The organism is Streptomyces pristinaespiralis, from assembly GCF_001278075.1.
Classification (GTDB): Bacteria; Actinomycetota; Actinomycetes; order Streptomycetales; family Streptomycetaceae; genus Streptomyces; species Streptomyces pristinaespiralis.
In genome coordinates, this window is record NZ_CP011340.1 from 4,268,800 (window position 1) to 4,284,767 (window position 15,968).

16 protein-coding genes are annotated in these 15,968 nt (G+C 72.6%); 8 read left to right on the forward strand and 8 right to left on the reverse strand.

What is annotated here, in order from left to right; all coding sequences use genetic code 11:
• Positions 1 to 33: 33 nt before the first annotated feature.
• Positions 34 to 1,743 carry a ricin-type beta-trefoil lectin domain protein gene (locus SPRI_RS18020; protein ID WP_053557095.1) on the reverse strand — a complete coding sequence of 570 codons (1,710 nt, stop codon included), beginning with the start codon at positions 1,741 to 1,743 and terminating at the stop codon, positions 34 to 36.
• 326 nt (positions 1,744 to 2,069) lie between these two features.
• Between SPRI_RS18020 and SPRI_RS18025 the strand changes: the two genes are divergently transcribed.
• Both SPRI_RS18025 and SPRI_RS18030 read left to right on the forward strand, forming a co-directional pair.
• Positions 2,070 to 2,852: a DUF72 domain-containing protein gene (locus SPRI_RS18025; protein WP_037774149.1), complete on the forward strand. Its 783-nt coding sequence runs from the start codon at positions 2,070 to 2,072 to the stop codon at positions 2,850 to 2,852.
• 89 nt (positions 2,853 to 2,941) lie between these two features.
• Complete coding sequence (locus tag SPRI_RS18030; protein WP_050791518.1) at positions 2,942 to 3,442, forward strand: potassium channel family protein; 501 nt, start codon at positions 2,942 to 2,944, stop codon at positions 3,440 to 3,442.
• Positions 3,443 to 3,454: 12 nt separating this feature from the next.
• Here the strand turns inward: SPRI_RS18030 and SPRI_RS18035 are convergent, their stop codons facing one another.
• From SPRI_RS18035 to SPRI_RS18050, 4 genes are all read right to left on the reverse strand, one after another.
• A complete protein-coding gene (locus SPRI_RS18035) occupies positions 3,455 to 3,637 on the reverse strand; it encodes a hypothetical protein (protein WP_005314645.1) in 183 nt (60 codons plus the stop codon).
• Between the two features lie 12 nt (positions 3,638 to 3,649).
• Positions 3,650 to 4,225 (reverse strand): PadR family transcriptional regulator, encoded by a 576-nt coding sequence (locus tag SPRI_RS18040; protein WP_005314646.1) that lies wholly within the window; start codon positions 4,223 to 4,225, stop codon positions 3,650 to 3,652.
• Positions 4,226 to 4,400: 175 nt separating this feature from the next.
• The gene (locus SPRI_RS18045; protein WP_005314647.1) at positions 4,401 to 5,285 is read right to left on the reverse strand and encodes a septum formation family protein; all 885 of its coding nucleotides are present in this window, start codon (positions 5,283 to 5,285) and stop codon (positions 4,401 to 4,403) included.
• A 178-nt stretch (positions 5,286 to 5,463) separates the two neighbouring features.
• The gene (locus tag SPRI_RS18050; protein ID WP_005314648.1) at positions 5,464 to 7,518 is read right to left on the reverse strand and encodes an NADPH-dependent 2,4-dienoyl-CoA reductase; all 2,055 of its coding nucleotides are present in this window, start codon (positions 7,516 to 7,518) and stop codon (positions 5,464 to 5,466) included.
• Between the two features lie 893 nt (positions 7,519 to 8,411).
• Between SPRI_RS18050 and SPRI_RS18060 the strand changes: the two genes are divergently transcribed.
• From SPRI_RS18060 to SPRI_RS18075, 4 genes are all read left to right on the forward strand, one after another.
• A complete protein-coding gene (locus SPRI_RS18060) occupies positions 8,412 to 9,203 on the forward strand; it encodes a bestrophin-like domain (RefSeq protein ID WP_037774150.1) in 792 nt (263 codons plus the stop codon).
• Positions 9,204 to 9,368: 165 nt separating this feature from the next.
• Positions 9,369 to 10,457, forward strand: a complete 1,089-nt coding sequence (locus SPRI_RS18065) for an LLM class flavin-dependent oxidoreductase (protein ID WP_005314650.1) — start codon at positions 9,369 to 9,371, stop codon at positions 10,455 to 10,457.
• A complete protein-coding gene (locus SPRI_RS18070; RefSeq protein ID WP_005314651.1) occupies positions 10,454 to 11,065 on the forward strand; it encodes an FMN reductase in 612 nt (203 codons plus the stop codon). The genes SPRI_RS18065 and SPRI_RS18070 overlap by 4 nt, the downstream gene beginning before the upstream one ends.
• Before the next feature lie 68 nt (positions 11,066 to 11,133).
• A complete protein-coding gene (locus tag SPRI_RS18075; RefSeq protein ID WP_053557097.1) occupies positions 11,134 to 11,592 on the forward strand; it encodes a universal stress protein in 459 nt (152 codons plus the stop codon).
• Between the two features lie 64 nt (positions 11,593 to 11,656).
• Here SPRI_RS18075 and SPRI_RS18080 read toward each other — a convergent pair whose 3' ends face one another.
• The 3 genes from SPRI_RS18080 to SPRI_RS18090 all read right to left on the reverse strand — a co-directional run bounded on the left by SPRI_RS18080 (position 11,657) and on the right by SPRI_RS18090 (position 14,145).
• Positions 11,657 to 12,514 carry an ABC transporter permease gene (locus tag SPRI_RS18080; protein WP_005314657.1) on the reverse strand — a complete coding sequence of 286 codons (858 nt, stop codon included), beginning with the start codon at positions 12,512 to 12,514 and terminating at the stop codon, positions 11,657 to 11,659.
• Positions 12,511 to 13,479 carry a daunorubicin resistance protein DrrA family ABC transporter ATP-binding protein gene (locus SPRI_RS18085; RefSeq protein WP_005314660.1) on the reverse strand — a complete coding sequence of 323 codons (969 nt, stop codon included), beginning with the start codon at positions 13,477 to 13,479 and terminating at the stop codon, positions 12,511 to 12,513. The genes SPRI_RS18080 and SPRI_RS18085 overlap by 4 nt, the downstream gene beginning before the upstream one ends.
• Before the next feature lie 264 nt (positions 13,480 to 13,743).
• On the reverse strand, positions 13,744 to 14,145 hold the full coding sequence (locus tag SPRI_RS18090; protein ID WP_005314662.1) for a hypothetical protein: 402 nt from the start codon (positions 14,143 to 14,145) through the stop codon (positions 13,744 to 13,746).
• A gap of 284 nt (positions 14,146 to 14,429) precedes the next feature.
• Here SPRI_RS18090 and SPRI_RS18095 point away from each other — a divergent pair, with 284 nt between their 5' ends.
• Positions 14,430 to 15,455 (forward strand): endonuclease/exonuclease/phosphatase family protein, encoded by a 1,026-nt coding sequence (locus tag SPRI_RS18095; RefSeq protein ID WP_053557098.1) that lies wholly within the window; start codon positions 14,430 to 14,432, stop codon positions 15,453 to 15,455.
• Between the two features lie 156 nt (positions 15,456 to 15,611).
• Positions 15,612 to 15,881 (forward strand): DUF2630 family protein, encoded by a 270-nt coding sequence (locus tag SPRI_RS18100; RefSeq protein ID WP_005314669.1) that lies wholly within the window; start codon positions 15,612 to 15,614, stop codon positions 15,879 to 15,881.
• Positions 15,882 to 15,968 lie beyond the last annotated feature (87 nt).

Genomic DNA, 15,968 nt, shown 5'->3' on the forward strand with positions numbered 1-15,968 from the left:
CGGCGGGCGCGACCCGTCTGCGTCCCGCTCCGGTCAGCGGCCGGCGGTCCACCGCTGGTCGCTGTCCCCGTCGGCCGGATCGAAGTCGAGGGTGCCGCCGCCCGGGTCCCCCAGTGGTTCGAGGGCGAAGCCGGGGGCGATCCTGGGGCGGACGACTCCGGCGGCGTCGACGACGAACAGGAGGTTGAGACCGTTCCTGCCGTCGACGGAGGAGCAGGACCAGATGCCCACGCCCCGGTCCGTGGCACCGCGCGAGTCCAGGCAGTAGTCGGCGTCGGCGCCACTGCGCAGCAGCCCTACGGACTCCAGCTTCCACCGCTGGCTCGGCGTGCCGTCGCACGGGGCGGTGACGACGTCGGTGCGGTCCTCCATGACACCGCCCGCGATGTCCAGGCACAGCCCGGAGGCCGCGTTGACCACCGGGGTGTATCCGCTGCCGGCGGCGATGGGCACCGGCAGCGGCGGCGTGCTCTTCGAAGGTGCGGGCGGCGGCGGCTCGGGAGCCGGGGCCGCGCTCGTCGGCGCCGCGGTGGTGCGGCTCGGTGACGCCGAGGGCTTCTTCGACGGCGACGGCGCGGCGCTCACCGAGGGCGCGGCGGTGGGCAGGACCGCCGGGGGCCTGGCCTCCCAGCGCGAGGGCTCCTCCGCGCGGGCACGGTCGCGGTCCCCACCGGGAGCAGGGTCCCCTGCCCCGGTCGCCACCAGCGTCCCGACGACGACGGCCACCACCGCCACCGCGACGAGGACCGTGAGCCGGGACGGCCGCCCGTCATCATTGCCCGCCGTCCCGCCACGCGGTCGCCGACGGCCGGCGAAGGCGTGCGGTGCGGGCAGCGCCGCCGTCCGGGCCTCCCACCGTCCGGCCGTGGCGGGCGCGTCGGCGAGCCGGGCCCGTACGGGACCGCCGGAGGCGTAGGCCGCGCCGCACCACCGGAGCAGGCCGTCGGCGAGTACGGCCCGCGGGCCCGCCGCCATTCGCGTCAGCTCCCCGGTCAGCCGGGCGCAGCCGGAGCACTCCGCGAGATGAACGGCCAGGTCGTCGCTGCGCCGCCCGTCCCCCGGCTGCGAGGCCGCCTCGATGATGCGGCGGAAGCCCTGGCACTTCCTGCTGCCGCTGCTCTCCAGAGACGCCTTGATGTAGGCGCGGCGCATCGCGTCCAGTGCCTTGGCCCGCAGCTCGGTGACCATGGCCGGGCTCACCCCGACGAACGTCGCGACCGTGGCGTCCGGCTCCTCGTCGACCACCGCGTACCAGAGGATGCCCCTGGTCTGCTCGGGCAGACGCCGGAAGGCGGTCGGCATGGGGGACGCCGCCCGGAGCCGCGGCCGCGGGGACTCGGGCGGAAAGGGCGGAGCGACATCGGTGTTGTCGTCGAGCCACGCGGCGAAGCCGGGCTCGAGCCGGGCGCGGCGGCTGCCCCTGGCCCAGGTGAGTCCGATGCGCTGAAGCACCGTCAGCAGGTGTCCGCCCCAGCATTCTTCGGGTCCGATGCCCCTGCACGCCTCCTGGGTGGCGAGGTCGAAGGCCTGCACCGCCAGCTGGTTCCCGGCGAGGGTGTTGCGCCCGCAGAGCATGGCGTAGCCGCGGAGCGCCGGCATGTGGCGGCGCCTGAGCTCCTGCACGGCGGGAGACGCGGACGGGGCGCCGGCGCGGATGCGTTCGGTCAGTTCCCCGTCGGGCAGGCCGGTGCAGTCGTTGTCCTCGTCCGCCGTGTCAGGAACGACCTTCCGGAGCTTCGACACCCTCTTGACTCCTCGTTCAGTTACGACGCGACAGAACCGCCCGTCCGCGCGCGGAGGAGCTCGCCTGTTACTGGCCGGAAACAGGACCCCATAGTGGAGCAGGGCCACCCGCCTGGAAAGTGTTCCCGCAGGTAACAACAGAGCTGATACGGGCCTTTCTTCGGCCCTTCTTCGACTCTCCCCCCGGCCCTTCTCCGGCCCCGGCGGATGAGCCCGTGACGAGCGGCGGACCTGCCGCCTTGACCTGCCGACGGCCCCCGGCGGCACGTCCGGGGCACCCCCGTGGCGGCGATAGACCGGCGCGCGGCACGGGCAGGCATCTGCCCATGCCCATGTTGGTCGGAACCTCCGGATGGCAGTACAAGGACTGGCGCGGTGTTCTCTATCCGCCCGGTCTGCCGCAACGGCTGTGGCTCGAGGAGTACGCCGCGCGATTCGCCACCGTGGAGAACAACAACGCCTTCTACCGGCTGCCCACCACCGAGGTCTTCAGGTCGTGGCGTGAGCGGACGCCGGACGGGTTCGTCATGGCGGTCAAGGCGAGCCGCTTCCTGACCCACCTGAAGCGGCTCCGGGAACCCGAGGAGCCGGTGCACCGGCTGCTGGACCGGACAGCGGGCCTCGGCGACCGGATGGGTCCGGTCCTGCTCCAGCTCCCCGCGACCTTCCACGAGGACGTGGACGCTCTCGACGCCTGCCTGCGGTGCTTTCCCGCCACGGTCCGCGTGGCCGTGGAGCTCCGGCACATCTCCTGGTGGCAGGCGGAGACCCGGCTCCGGGCGCTGCTGGAGCGCCACGGCAGCGCCCTGTGCTGGGCGGACCGCGGTTCGCGCCCGGTCACCCCGCTGTGGCGCACGGCGTCCTGGGGCTACGTACGGTTCCACGCCGGCCTCGCCCAGCCGCCGCCGCGCTACGGCCACGCCGCGCTGAAGTCCTGGGTCGGCCGCATCACCGGCGCCTGGCCCGACGAGGACGACGTGTACGTGTACTTCAACAACGACACGGGCGGCGCAGCGGTCGTGGACGCCGCCCGGTTCGCCCGGTCGGCGACGGCCGCGGGCCGGACGGTGAGCCGCACACCTCGCTCCCCCGGCGGGACCCGGCCATGACGGGGCCGGCCGGTGAAGGGGGTCGGGGGCACGCGCCGCGGGCGGGACGGACCAGGCTGCGGCTGGCCGGCGGCTGTGCGGGGGTCCTCATGACGGTGATGTACTTCCTGCTCCCGCTGGAGGCCCTCGGGCCCGAGCGTCCGGGCATCAGCTGGGCGCTGTTCGGGCTGGCCCTGGTGTCGATCGCCCTGCTGCTGCTCTTCCAGGTCAGGGACGTGCTCACCGAGCGGCCCGGTACCCGCCCGGGCATCGCCATCCCGCTGCTGATGTGTCTGTCCGTGCTCGTCTTCTCCGGCGCCTACCACGCGCTGGCGAAGGACACGGGCGAGTTCACCGGCCTGGACACCAGGATCGACGCGCTGTACTTCACCATCGTCACCCTGGCGACGGTCGGCTACGGCGACATCACGCCGAGGGGCCAGAGCGCCCGCCTGGTGACGGTGCTGCAGATCCTCTACAGCTTCGTCTTCCTCACCGCGGCGGCGACGGCGCTGTCCAGCTGGCTGCGCGGCCGGCTGACCGACCGCCGCAGGGCGGACGAGGAGGAAGAGGGCGGCCGCCGTCCTCCCACCGGGCGGCCCGGCGGCTGAGAGCGGTGCCCCTCAGGTCAGCGTGATGAACAGTCCCAGCGTCAGTACGGCGATCCCGCAGCCGTACAACGCCGTCGTCACGGAGCGGGCCTCCGCGGACGGGTCGGCGCCGCCCGCACGCGCGAGGCCGACAGCGGATTTGAGCAACAGGGCGAGAGCGGCCACGCAGAAGGCGGCCATCAAGGAGTCCGTCACGCGGCGACGATCTCACGGCCCGTCAGGTGCCGCATGTCGGGTTGGTCCGTCCTCGGGATCCCTGAGCTCGGCCAGGGTGTCCGTCAGCCACTTGGTCCAGAACGTCTCCAGCTCGATGCCGCCCCGCAGCACCACATGGCGCAGCCGGTCCTGCCTGGTGATCCGTCGCCCGGGCGGGAAGTCGCGCTGCTCGAAGGCCAGGTAGTCCTCCAACTGGGCGCGGTGCAGCTCCAGATGGCGTACGAGCTCCGCCTCCATGTCCGGGCCGCCCACCACCGCCGCCGCGCGCAGCCGCAGCAGCAGCGGGTCGCGGATCTGCCGCGGGTCCTCGGGGCGGGTCACCCAGGACGTCAGCTCCTGAAGCCCGGCGGGCAGCACCTCGTAGTCCTTCTTCTGCCCGCGGGCCGGCTGGTCGGACGGCAGTGCCCGGATGTGTCCGGCCTGCTCGAGCTTGCCCAGCTCCCGGTAGATCTGCTGGTGGGTCGCCGACCAGAAGTAGCCGATCGACCGGTCGAACCGGCGGGTCAGCTCCAGACCGGAGGAGGGCTTCTCCAGCAGGGCGGTGAGGATGGCGTGCGGCAGGGACATGGCCGCATCGTAGGACTCGCCCCGCCGGTGCCGGTCACGCGCCCGGACGGCGTGCGGTCCGGGCGTGCGTGCGCACCCGGCGTGGCGGGCGGGCCGGGACGCGGGACCGGCGACTGACCGGCGCGGCCCGGGCGGGGCCCGCGTCCCGGCCGACGCGGGCCCCGTCCGGCGGGCGTCAGCCCGCCCAGACCTCGGCGTCGTCGGCCGGGACCGTGGTGGCCAGGCCGAGCTCCTTGCGCGCGGCGACCGTCGCTTTCGGGTCGAGGCCGGTGAAGGCCGGGTCGTACGCGACGTAGAACGCGTCGGAGTCGGCGGCGTTCGCGGCCTTCTTCCAGTGTCCGGCGGTCTTCTCCAGCTTCGCGCGCAGCTTGCCGGTCTCCACGCCCTCGATGTCCTTCATGCCTTCGAGGTGCGCGTCGAGGGCGGCGGCGACGGCCTTGGCCTGGGCCTTGTAGCCGTCGAGGTCGTCCTCTACGTTCTCCGCCTCGGGCTGGGTCGTCCACAGCGCCTCGTAGACGGCGTTGGCGCCCTTGAGGTACGCGGTCTGCTCCGGCTTCGAGGCCTCGGGGCCGGCCTTCAGCGAGCCGGTGATCGTGCCCGTCTCCTTGGTGTAGCTGCAGCTCACGGCGCGGTCACCCGTCGCCCAGCTCTCGGTGGTCGGCGTGTAGTAGAAGATCTCCACGCCCTTGGGCAGGGCCCAGGTGTCGGGCGAGAACTTCTGCGCCTCGGCCGGGCACCGCTCGTCGGCGATCGCCCAGATCGCGTCGTTGCCGGGGAACGCCTTGCCCTCGTCGAGCGTGAACTCGCCGACGACCTCGGCCTGGTGCGGCTCGGCGCAGGGCACGATCTCGATGGCGACCGCTTCGCCCTCGGTGGCCTTGCCGTTCGGGTTGTAGCAGTCTCCCGGGTTGAGCGAGAAGACCGACCGCTGCCGGGCCACCTTCTTCGCGCCGTCCTTGGCGTCTTCGACGACTTCCGAGCACCCCACCGCGCCGACCGCGAGCAGGGCGACGAGGGCGGATATACCGCGCAGGGAACGGGACAGGGAGCGGACTGCCATGACGCGTACATCCTCTTACGAAAGTCTTATGAGTCGTGCGCATGCTATGCCACCCCTGTGACAGCACGGTGGGCGCGCCTCAGGTGGCCGGGAGGCTCGCGAGCGGGTCGCCTCCCGGCCGGCCGCCGAAGTCAGGGCAGCGCGTCGATCTGCCGCCGCCCCGCGCGGGGACGCGCGGTCAGAGGGTGGCCGCCAGGCGGGTGCCCTGGTCGATGGCGCGCTTCGCGTCCAACTCGGCGGCCACGTCCGCGCCGCCGATGAGGTGCACGGTCCGGCCGGCCGCGGCGAGCTCGTCGTACAGTCCGCGCTGCGGCTCCTGACCGGTGCAGAGCACCACCGTGTCGACCGGCAGCACGGACGTGGTGCCGTCGACGGTCAGGTGCAGGCCCTCGTCGTCGATCCGTTCGTAGGTGGCGCCCGCCGTCATCGTCACGCCGCGGTGCTTGAGCTCCGTGCGGTGGATCCAGCCCGTCGTCTTCCCGAGGCCCGCGCCGACCTTGCTGGTCTTGCGCTGGAGGAGGTGCACGGCCCTCGGCGGGGCCGGGCGCACGGGCTTCGTCAGCCCGCCCCGGGCGGTGTAACCGGTGTCGACGCCCCACTGGCGGAAGTACGTCTCCGCGTCCAGGCTCGCGCCCTCGCCGCCGTCGGTGAGGAACTCCGCGACGTCGAAGCCGATCCCGCCGGCGCCGATGACGGCGACGCGCTCGCCGACCGGGGCACCGTCGCGCAGCACGTCGAGGTAGCTGACGACGCTCGGGTGGTCGACGCCGTCGATGTCGGGGGTCCTCGGCGTGACGCCCGTGGCGACGACGACCTCGTCGAAGTCGGCGGCCGGGAGGTCGTCGGCGCCGACCCGGGTGCCGAGACGCAGGCGTACGCCGCGCTCGGCGAGCTGGGTGCGGAAGTAGCGGAGGGTCTCGTCGAACTCCTCCTTGCCCGGGACCCGCTTGGCGATGTTCAGCTGGCCGCCGATCTCGTCCGCGGCGTCGAAGAGGGTCACGTCGTGGCCGCGCTCGGCTGCGGAGACGGCGCAGGCGAGACCGGCGGGGCCCGCGCCGACCACGGCGATGCGCTTCTTCAGCCGGGTGGGCGCGAGGACCAGCTCGGTCTCGTGGCAGGCGCGCGGGTTCACCAGGCAGGAGGTGATCTTCAGGTTGAAGGTGTGGTCGAGGCAGGCCTGGTTGCAGCCGATGCAGGTGTTGATGGCGTCGGCGCGGCCGGCCCGCGCCTTGGCCACGAACTGCGGGTCCGCGAGGAACGGGCGGGCGAGGGACACCATGTCGGCGCGCCCGTCGGCGAGCAGCTCCTCCGCGACCTCGGGCGTGTTGATCCGGTTGCTCGTCACCAGCGGCACCGAGACGGCGCCCATCAGCTTCTTGGTCACCCAGCTGTACGCGCCGCGCGGCACGGACGTCGCGATGGTGGGGATACGGGCCTCGTGCCAGCCGATGCCGGTGTTGATGATCGTGGCACCTGCCGCCTCGATCTCCTTGGCGAGCGTCACGACCTCTTCGAGCGAGGAGCCGCCGGGCACGAGGTCGAGCATGGAGAGCCGGTAGATCAGGATGAAGTCGGTGCCGACCGCTTCGCGGGTGCGGCGGACGATCTCCAGGGGCAGCCGGATGCGGTTCTCGTAGGCGCCGCCCCAGCGGTCGGTGCGGTGGTTCGTGGCGCTCGCGATGAACTCGTTGATGAAGTAGCCCTCGGAGCCCATGATCTCGACCCCGTCGTAGCCCGCCGACCTGGCGAGGACGGCCGCCCTGACGAAGTCCTCGATCGTCTCCTCGACCTCGTCGTCGGTCAGGGCGTGCGGCACGAAGGGGCTGATGGGCGCCTGGATCGCGCTCGGCGCGACCAGGTCCTGGTGGTAGGCGTACCGGCCGAAGTGGAGGATCTGCATGGCGATCCGGCCGCCCTCGGCGTGCACGGCGTCGGTGACGACGCGGTGCGAAGCGGCCTCTTCCTCGGTCGTCATCCTGGCCCCGCCCTCGTACGGGCGGCCGCGGTCGTTGGGCGATATGCCACCGGTGACGATCAGGCCGACACCCCCGCGGGCGCGCTCCGCGTAGAAGGCGGCCATGCGCTCGAAGCCGCGCTCCGCCTCTTCCAGGCCGACGTGCATGGAGCCCATCAGGACCCGGTTGGGCAGGGTGGTGAACCCGAGGTCGAGCGGGCTCAGCAGATGCGGGTACGGCGCCGGCCCGGCCGTGGTGCTGCTCGTACTCGTCGTCATCGGTGCCTCCTCGCACGGGGTGTCGACTGAATTTCTAGCCGCCCCGAGAGGCTTTTGCAACAAAGTGCAAAATGACTCGCGCCACACGGGCCCGCGCGGTCGAATGAACTCACTAATCATCCGAACGGGTGATTTTGCTCATACCACCCCTTCCCGGACCTCTACCGTGGCGTCGTGGCGGGATGGCAGCACGTGAGTGCGGTGGGGGTTGCGGCGATTCTCGGAACACACGGGGTGGGGGTCGTCGCCGCCACGGCCGGGGATGCCGGGGGATCGGGGCGTGCCGAGATGTCGGTGAGCGCACCCGATCATGGACCGATGACGGAGCACGGCCCAAAGGATCCGATCATCTCGGTGTCGGTGGCGGTACCGGGGCTCGCCCTCGGACTGTCGGTGACCATCGGCCTGGACTGTCCGCCCGAGCCCACTCCGACGCCGCCCGCACCACCCGCACCGGTGCCGCCGTCACCCGAGCCTCCAAAAACGCCCGCCCCTTCGCCGTCGGCGCCTGCGCCCTCGCCGCCCCCGTCCCCCGCGCCGTCGCCGTCCGCCGAACCGCCGGCCCCGCCCGTCGTGCGGACCGAGGCCCCGGCCGCGCCGGCCCCCGCGCCACCGGCGCCCACCGGACCGGCGGCGCCCGCCCCGCCCGCCGCGGCTCCGGCTCCGCCGGCGCGCGCTGAAGCCGTCGCCATCCGCACGTACCGGCCGTCGACCGGCGGGCTCGAGCCCGCCGACGGGACGCCCCTGACGATTCTGATGCTGGTCACCACCACTCCGGCCGTGCTCGCCGCGGCCCTGCTGCGCCCCCGCTCGCAGTCCGCCGCCAACCGGCACGGCCGGGCCTGAACCTCAGCACCCACCTCCCACGTCTCACCTCACCACCGGAGACCCCCATGTCCGAATGGCTGGTCCTGGCCATCGTGATGGCCGCCGCCTGCGCCGTCGTCCTCGTCGTCACCCTCCTCAGCCAGCGCACGCGCGGCGCCGCGGCACAGGCGGACATCGAGGAGCGGGAGGCCCCGGAGACACCCGATGTGCTCGAGTACATGGTGATGATGGTCGGCGTCGTGTACGCGATCGTGCTCGGTCTCGCCATCGCCGGTGTCTGGGAGGCGCGCGGCGCGGCGCAGGACGCCGTCCGCACGGAGGCGCAGGCGCTGCACGAGGTCACCCAGCGGGCCCAGGTCTATCCGGCCGACTTCCGCGACCGGCTCCGGGCGGACATCGACGTCTACGTCTCGGAGGTCGTGGAGAGCGAGTGGCCCCGGATGATCGAGCGCAAGGAGCTGTCGCCGCGCGGCACCGAGTTGCTGGCGGCCGTGCGCACCGACGTGGCGGAGCGGGAGCCGAAGAACGAGCTGGAGGCCCAGGCCTACCAGCCGATGCTGGACCAGGTGGCGGCCGCGGAGGACGCGCGCAACGCCCGCGCGGCGGGTGCCGGGGAGACGCTGCCGGGCATCGTATGGTTCGGCCTGATCAGTGGGGCCGCCGTCACGATCGGGCTGATCTTCACCATGCAGATCGGCCGGTCGTTCCGGGAGCTGCTGCTCGCCGGTCTCTTCAGTGCGCTGATCGCGTTCCTCCTCTTCCTGGTGTGGGACTTCGACGCGCCCTTCGGCCGGTCGGGCTCCGAGTCGGCGGACGCCTTCCGCCAGCTCTTCCCGGGGGCCGTCGGCGGGAGCTGACGGCCCTGAGGGCGGGGGCGGCAGGGCGGCCCGGGCGACGGCGGCGGGCCGGCGGCAGGCGGGTCCGGCGACGGCGGACCCACCGGGCCGGAATAGCCGCCGGAGTGGCACGGTTGAGCGGTATGGTTAGTTCAACGTTCAACCAGTCTCGAGAGGTGAGCCGTCATGCAGTTCGGCATCTTCACGGTCGGCGACGTCACGCCGGACCCGACCACCGGCCGTACGCCGAGCGAGCACGAGCGGATCAAGGCGACGGTCGCCATCGCCCGCAAGGCGGAGGAGGTCGGTCTCGACGTCTTCGCGACCGGCGAGCACCACAACCCGCCGTTCGTCCCCTCGTCCCCGACCACCCTGCTCGGGCACGTCGCCGCCCTGACCGAGCGGATCACGCTCTCCACGTCGACCACGCTGATCACCACCAACGACCCGGTGAAGATCGCCGAGGACTACGCGTACCTCCAGCACATCGCGGACGGCCGCGTCGACCTGATGATGGGCCGCGGCAACACCGGCCCGGTCTATCCGTGGTTCGGCAAGGACATCCGCCACGGCATCGCCCTGGCCGTGGAGAACTACGCGCTCCTCCACAGGCTGTGGAGGGAGGACGTCGTCGACTGGGAGGGCAAGTTCCGTACGCCTCTCCAGGGCTTCACCGCGACCCCGCGCCCGCTCGACGGTGTCCCGCCGTTCGTGTGGCACGGCTCGATCCGGTCCCCCGAGATCGCCGAGCAGGCCGCGTACTACGGCGACGGCTTCTTCCACAACAACATCTTCTGGCCCATGTCCCACACCAAGCAGATGGTCGGGCTGTACCGGCAGCGGTTCGCCCACCACGGCCACGGCACTCCCGAGCAGGCCATCGTCGGGCTGGGCGGCCAGGTGTTCATGCGCAAGAACTCGCAGGACGCGGTGCGCGAGTTCCGTCCGTACTTCGACAACGCGCCCGTCTACGGCCACGGCCCGTCCCTGGAGGACTTCACCGAGCAGACACCGCTGACCGTCGGCTCCCCGCAGCAGGTGATCGAGCGCACGCTCGGCTTCCGCGACGCGGTCGGCGACTACCAGCGCCAGCTGTTCCTGATGGACCACGCGGGGCTGCCGCTGAAGACCGTCCTCGAGCAGCTGGACATCCTCGGCGAGGAGGTCGTGCCGGTGCTGCGCGAGGAGTTCGCCAAGCTGCGGCCGGCCGGGGTCCCCGCGACCGCCCCGCTGCACCCCGCCGTCCTCGGCCGGAACACGAAGGAGACGTCATGACGCAGACAGCACGGCCCGTGAACCTCGTCGTCGTATCGGCCGGGCTGGGGGTCCCCTCCTCCAGCCGGCTGCTGGCCGACCGGATCACCGAGTCCGTACGCCGGGAACTCGCGGGCGGGCGTGAGGTGCGGGTGACGGTCGTCGAGCTGCGCGACCTCGCCGTGCCCATCGCCAACAACCTGGTGACCGGCTTCCCCGCGAAGCCGCTGGCCGACGCGATCGACACGGTGACCGGCGCCGACGGGCTGATAGCCGTGACGCCCGTGTTCACCGCCTCGTACAGCGGACTGTTCAAGTCGTTCTTCGACCTGATCGAGCCCGACGCGCTCACCGGGAAGCCGGTGCTGATCGCGGCGACCGGCGGGACCGCACGGCACTCCCTGGTGCTGGAGCACGCGCTGCGGCCACTGTTCGCCTACCTGCGGGCCTTCGTCGTACCGACCGCCGTGTACGCGGCGTCCGAGGACTGGGGCGGTTCCGGTGATCCGCTGACCGACACCCTGCCCGACCGCATCGCCCGCGCGGGGCGCGAGCTCGCCACTCTTATGGCCTCGCGAACCGCCGGAGAACCGGACCACGCACCGGCAACTGCCGACCTGTTTGCGTAGATTTACGTAGGCTTGCATCGGCTACGGCCGGACCGGGCCAAGAGCCAGGCGGCTACGGAGGTGGCGACATGACGGACACGACCGGCACGGCGGCAGGCAAGATCGTCGTGGGCGTCGACGGCTCGGAGCCGTCGGTCAGGGCCCTGCGATGGGCCGTACGGCAGGCCGGGATGACCGGGGACTCCCTGGAGGCCGTCATCGCCTGGGAGTACCCGGCCGTCGGCTGGGCCTCGATGGTCGCCGCCATCCCGGCCGAGTTCGACCCGCAGGCGCTGGCGGCCGAGGTGCTCGACGACATCCTCGAGCAGACGCTCGGCGCCGAGGCCGCCGCGTCCGTGGAACGCATCGTCATGATCGGCAGCGCGGCGCAGGCCCTGATGGACAGGTCCGCGGGCGCCTCGCTGGTGGTCGTCGGCGACCGGGGCTACAGCGGCTTCAAGGCGACGCTGCTCGGCTCCGTCGGCCTGCACCTCAGCCAGCACGCGCCCTGCCCGGTCGTCGTGGTCCGCGGCGGGCCCCAGGAGTGAAACCGGCGGCGACGCCCCCGGCCCTGTCCACGGGCCGGGGGCGTCGCCGTGTCGGCAGGCCGGGTCACTTGCGGTTGTAGAGGCGCATCGTGACCGTGCCGAAGACGACCACGAGCACGGCCGACCAGCCGAGCGACCAGGCGATGTCCGCCGCCGGCCAGTTGCCCGCCATCAGCTCGCGCACCGCGGTGGACACGTGGGTGACGGGGCTGTTGTTGACGAAGGCCTGGAGCCAGCCGGGCATCGTCCGCGGGTCGACGAACACGTTGCTCAGGAAGGTCATCGGGAAGATGACCATCATGCTGACGCCCATCACCGACTTCTCGGTGCGCAGCAGCAGACCGAACATCGTCCAGATCCACGAGAACGCGAACGAGAAGACCATCAGCACCGCGATGCCGAGGACGATGCCCACCGGCCCGCCGTGGGGCCGGTAGCCGATGATCAGGCCGACGGCCAGCATCACGACCGAGGCGATCAGATAGCGGACCACATCGCCGAGCAGGTAGCCGACCATCGGCGCGGGCCGCCAGATCGGCAGCGTGCGGAACCGGTCGAAGACGCCCTTGGAGATGTCGTTGTTGACGGCGACACCCGTGTACATCGTGATCATCACGACGCTCATCGTCAGGATGCCGGGCAGCAGGAACTGGATGTACGCGTCGACGGAACCGGCGATCGCGCCTCCGAAGAGGTACGTGTACATCAGCACCATCATGATCGGGAACGCCGTCACGTCGAACAGCTGCTCCGGCACATGCTTGATCTTGAGCATGGCGCGCCAGCCGAACGTCAGCGACGCCGACCACGCACCGGGCCTCGGGGGCCGCTCCGCGGACACCAGCAGCGCGGCGAGCTCCCCCGCCCTCGGTGCTTCGAATTCCAGATCGCCGGCGTCCTTCGTGGTGGTCGCGGTACTCACGCGGCCTCCCCCTTCTTGTCGGTCAGGGCGAGGAAGACCTCGTCCAGGCTGGGCTGGCCCAGCGCGAAGTTGTCCACGGTGATGCCCGAGCGGGCGAGCTCGGCCAGTGCGTGCGCCGCCTGCTCCGCCGCGCCGCGTTCGCTGCCGCGGCCGTTGACGCGGGCGGTGAGGGCGACCGGGTCGGGGTCGAGCAGGACCTCCGCGCCCAGCGCCTCGGCCAGCACCCGCTCGGCCGCCGGCCGCTGATCGGCGTCGCGCAGCCGCAGATGCACGGCGCCGGAACCGACCGACGCCTTCAGCTCGCCCTTCGTGCCCTCGGCGATGACCTTGCCGTGGTCGATCACGGCGATGCGTGAGGCGAGGTGGTCGGCCTCGTCGAGGTACTGCGTCGTCAGCAGCACCGTCGTCCCCTGCGAGACGACGGCCCGCACGATGTCCCAGACCTGGTTGCGGCTGCGCGGGTCGAGGCCGGTGGTGGGCTCGTCGAGGAAGAGCAGGTCCGGGGTGTTGAGAATGGACGCGGCGATGTCGATGCGGCGCCGCATGCCTCCCGAGTAGTTCTTCACCTGCTTGCCGGCCGCCTCGCGCAGGCCGAAGGCCTCCAGCAGCTGGGCGGCGCGGTCCCGGGCCGCCGGCTTGGCGTGGCCGAGCAGCCGAGCGAGCAGCACCAGGTTCTCCGTGCCCGTCAGGTCCTCGTCGACGGAGGCGTACTGCCCGGTGAGGCTCACCCGGCTGCGGACCGCGTCGGCGTCCTTCTGCACGTCCTTGCCGAAGACGCGGGCCTCGCCGCCGTCCGGCCGCAGCAGCGTGGCGAGCATCCGGACCGTGGTCGTCTTGCCGGCGCCGTTCGGTCCGAGGACCCCGTAGACCGTGCCGGCCGGCACCCGCAGGTCGACGCCGTCCACGGCACGGTTGTCGCCGAAGACCTTCACCAGGCCGGTGGTCTCGATCGCCAGATCAGTCATCTTTGTCCTTCGGTCCCTTGGTGCCCGTGCAGTGGAGACGCCGCCGGCTGCGGGAAGTCATCGGTCGGCCCGCACATCACGGCCGGACCGGGGGTGCGTCGCGTCGGCGCGGCATGCCGACGGTGCGGGATCCTTCGGCGTTCACGGCGGGACGGCAGACCCCGGGCGGCATCGCGTCGGCGGGCCGTCGATGACGGCCCGCCGACAGCGGTGTCTGCCCGGGACCAGGCGCCCGCTCTCACTCCCGCCTGTCACTCCCGCCTGTCACTCCCGCGTGTAATAGAAGTAGAAGGTCATGGCGGCCACCCCGGCCCCGACGGCCACGCCGATCCCGGCGGCCCTCAGGACGCTCCCCCCGGCGAGACTGGTCAGGAAGCCGACCGTCGCCCCGCTCAGGGCCCCGTAGGCCAGGGCGCGCAGTTCGCGCGGCAGGGCGTGCTGGACGCGCATCAGCGCGAAGAAGAGCGCCGCGAGTACCACCGCGGTGATCACACCGAGGATCCACTGGCCCCCGGTCGCGACGCCGTCGTTCTCTGCCCGCTTGATGAACGCGGCCCAGATGCCGAGGACGACGCCCAGAATGACGGGCAGCGCCCAGGCGGGACTGTGGTGCTGTCGTTCCGAAGACCGGCGCCGACGGTGCGGCATCGCTGCGTGTGCGGCCATGGCGGAGAGCTCCTTCCCTCATCCCCCGCGCCCCTCTTCAGGGCACACCCGCGGGCGGCCGCAGGCAAGTCCTGGGAGGGCCTGACCGCGACCGCCCCCTGAGTCGCGGGTCGCCGGGCAACGGCGTGGCGGGGGTCCGTGGCCGTGGGGAGGGGTGGACGGGACCGGGTCGCGGGACGGCCGGCGCATCCGAGTCGCGGGTCGTCCGCAACGGACGCGCCGGAACGGGCGTCTCATGTCCGGAGGGACCACACCCTCCCGTACGCAGAGGCTCGGAGGCCGGTTTGGACAGGGCGACCTGGGAGAGCGCGGAAGAGGACCGGGCGGCGGCGCCGTACGGCACGGCCGGCTCCGGCGCACGGCGCGCCGCGGGCCGGCTCGCCGGACTCCTGCTCCTCGCCCCCACCGCCGTCGCCGCCTGCCGTGCCGCGGACACGGACGGTGTCACGCCCGTGCCGCAACTGCTCGCGTTCCTGCCGTGGCTGCTGGTGCCCGCCGGCGTCGCCCTGCTCCTCGCCCTGCCGGCGCGCAGCCGCTTCCTCGCGGGCTGGGCGGTCGCGGTGCTCGCGGTCACGGGCTGGTTCGTCCGGCCCTACGACACCGGGCTGACCGAGAAGCCGCCCGGCCCCGTCGTCGCCCGCCTCGACGTGCTGACCTCGAACGTCGAGTTCGGGCAGGCCACCGGCGCGCTGGTGGACATGCTGCGCCGCGAGCAGCCGGACATCGTGTTCGTCCAGGAATGCGACCACACGTGCGCCGGGACCCTGGAGGCGGAGGTGCCGCGCGCCGACTACCCGTACCGGCACGTCGTGGCGGACTTCTCCGCGGCCGGTTCCGCGATCCTCAGCAGGCATCCGCTGCGCCCCGCTCCCGGTGTCGACAGCGCGCTCGCCATGCCGGGGGCGGTCGTCGACGTCGCCGGGCGCGGCGTCGGCCTCCAACTCGCGCACCCTCTCCCGCCGGTCCCGGAGGCGGTGGACGACTGGCGCCGGGAACTGGGGCTGCTGAGGGACCACGCCGCCCGCACGAAGGGTGCTCCGACCGTCATGGCGGGCGACTTCAACGCCGGCCAGGACCACGCCGCGTTCCGCCGCATCCTCCGGGCGGGCGGGCTGAGCGACGGCGCCACCCTCGCCGGCGCCGCCCGCACGCCCTCCTGGCCGGCCGCGGTGAGCCGCCCGCTGGGCACGCAGATCGACCATGTGCTGGTCAGCGACGACTTCTCGGTGCGCCGGGCCCGCTTCCTGGATCTGCCGGACACCGACCACCGCTCCCTGCTCGTGGAGCTGGAACTGCACGATGTGCGCTGACCGCCGGTGCGGGCCAGAGTGGGTACGTGGTGCGGGACGGCGGGGCCCCGGTCATCGAGGCATCGCGGACGCGCGCGTCGCGCGTGACGGTGCGGCCGGCTCGTCGCCGAGGACGGCGCACCGAGCACCCGCACGACGGAGCACGGAGCAGACGCCATGGACCACGAGCAGCAGAACGAGCAGGTCGATGAGCAGATCATCGACGACATCGGGAACCTCGTCGCCGAGGAGCGCGCACTGCGCGACCGTTCCGCCGACCAGCGCGGCCTCGGCCCCGACGAACAGGCCCGGCTGCGCCAGCTGGAGATCCGGCTCGACCAGTGCTGGGACCTGCTGCGCCGGCGCCGCGCGAAGGCCGAGTTCGGCGAGGACCCCGGCACGGTGCGGGAACGGCCCGCCGAAGAGGTGGAGAACTACCGCAGCTGAGCGCGACGGTGCCCGCCCGCAGCCGAGTGCGGCCGACGACCCCGGCCCGCAGCCGCGCACCGCCGGCCCCGATCCGCAGCCGTGTCG

What these genes read in the sequence shown, in the direction of transcription:
- SPRI_RS18085 (WP_005314660.1), bottom strand. Translation starts at nt 13,479, where the DNA reads ATGACTGATCTGGCGATCGAGACCACCGGCCTGGTGAAGGTCTTCGGC.
- SPRI_RS18075 (WP_053557097.1), top strand. Translation starts at nt 11,134, where the DNA reads ATGACGGACACGACCGGCACGGCGGCAGGCAAGATCGTCGTGGGCGTC.
- SPRI_RS18025 (WP_037774149.1), top strand. Translation starts at nt 2,070, where the DNA reads ATGCCCATGTTGGTCGGAACCTCCGGATGGCAGTACAAGGACTGGCGC.
- SPRI_RS18060 (WP_037774150.1), top strand. Translation starts at nt 8,412, where the DNA reads ATGTCCGAATGGCTGGTCCTGGCCATCGTGATGGCCGCCGCCTGCGCC.
- SPRI_RS18040 (WP_005314646.1), bottom strand. Translation starts at nt 4,225, where the DNA reads ATGTCCCTGCCGCACGCCATCCTCACCGCCCTGCTGGAGAAGCCCTCC.
- SPRI_RS18045 (WP_005314647.1), bottom strand. Translation starts at nt 5,285, where the DNA reads ATGGCAGTCCGCTCCCTGTCCCGTTCCCTGCGCGGTATATCCGCCCTC.
- SPRI_RS18050 (WP_005314648.1), bottom strand. Translation starts at nt 7,518, where the DNA reads ATGACGACGAGTACGAGCAGCACCACGGCCGGGCCGGCGCCGTACCCG.
- SPRI_RS18070 (WP_005314651.1), top strand. Translation starts at nt 10,454, where the DNA reads ATGACGCAGACAGCACGGCCCGTGAACCTCGTCGTCGTATCGGCCGGG.
- SPRI_RS18030 (WP_050791518.1), top strand. Translation starts at nt 2,942, where the DNA reads ATGACGGTGATGTACTTCCTGCTCCCGCTGGAGGCCCTCGGGCCCGAG.
- SPRI_RS18090 (WP_005314662.1), bottom strand. Translation starts at nt 14,145, where the DNA reads ATGGCCGCACACGCAGCGATGCCGCACCGTCGGCGCCGGTCTTCGGAA.
- SPRI_RS18065 (WP_005314650.1), top strand. Translation starts at nt 9,369, where the DNA reads ATGCAGTTCGGCATCTTCACGGTCGGCGACGTCACGCCGGACCCGACC.
- SPRI_RS18100 (WP_005314669.1), top strand. Translation starts at nt 15,612, where the DNA reads ATGGACCACGAGCAGCAGAACGAGCAGGTCGATGAGCAGATCATCGAC.